The sequence below is a fragment of the Lentimicrobium sp. S6 genome (assembly GCF_013166635.1).
Classification (GTDB): Bacteria; Bacteroidota; Bacteroidia; order Bacteroidales; family UBA12170; genus UBA12170.
In genome coordinates, this window is record NZ_JABKBZ010000208.1 from 1 (window position 1) to 1,232 (window position 1,232).

Here is a 1,232-nt window from a genome sequence, read left to right on the forward strand (position 1 = left end):
AATCCCAATGCAGTATGCTCAGGAGAAACAGCAGTAGAGCTCAACGGTGGATTACCCACCGGAGGAGTCTATTCAGGAAGTCATGTGAGCGCAGGATATTTTAATGCCCAAGCAGCAGGAATAGGGACCCATGAACTCAACTACGAATACACCAACGCCCAAGGTTGTAGCGCATCTGCCACCGCAGAAATCACAGTTAACGAGCAAGCCACTGTGAGCCTTGCTGCCTTCAATGATATTTGTCAAGACCAAGCTCCTATCACCCTAAGTGGTGGTAGTCCAATGGGTGGTACCTATAGCGGAACAGGAGTCACAGCTGGTGTTTTCGACCCCAATATTGCAGGTCCTGGCCTCCACCAAATCACCTATAACTATGGTAGTGGTGATTGCGGAGGCTCTGCACAAGAAGATATTTTAGTGAAAGCTGTTCCAACTGTACTGTTCCCAAATCCTGATGATGTCTGCTCTGGAGAAACGGCCATAGAACTCAGCGGTGGAAGCCCGCTCGGAGGAGTCTATTCAGGAAGTTTTGTAAATGCAGGATTCTTCAATGCCCAAGCAGCAGGAGCAGGAACCCATAGTCTCACCTACGAGTTCACCAATGCCGAAGGTTGTAGCGCTACTGCAAATGCAGAAATCATTGTCAACGAGCAAGCCACTGTCAGCCTTGCTGCTTTTAATGATATTTGTCAAGACCAAGCACCTTTTACTTTGAGTGGTGGTAACCCAGTCGGCGGAACCTATAGCGGAACGGGAGTTACGGCTGGAGTTTTCGACCCTAATATTGCAGGTCCAGGAAGCCATCAAATCACATATAACTACGGCAGCGGAGCCTGTGCCAGTTCTGCCCAAGAACACATTTTGGTAAAAGCGGCTCCTAGCGCTTCACTTAGCCATCAAGGCGATGTATGCTCTAGCCAAACTGCGGTGGTATTAGCCGGAGGATTGCCCAGTGGAGGAGTCTATTCAGGAAGCTTTGTGAGCGCCGGAACATTCAATGCTCAAGCAGCTGGAATAGGTGACCATAATATCAGCTACGAATTTACCAATGCCGAAGGTTGTAGCGCAACAGCCATCAACCAAATCACGGTCAACACCGAAGCTGAGGTCAACCTGGCCGACCTGGCCAATATCTGCGAAAATGAAAGCCCCATCACCCTAAACGGTGGCACTCCTTTTGGCGGAACATATAGCGGAACGGGTATTAGCGCCGGAAGCTTTAATCCAGCCAC

1 protein-coding gene is annotated in these 1,232 nt (G+C 49.7%); it reads left to right on the top strand.

Annotated features, from left to right (window positions below):
- The coding region (locus HNS40_RS22370) for a hypothetical protein (protein ID WP_172284930.1) at nucleotides 1-1,232 on the top strand (1,232 nt) is incomplete at both ends.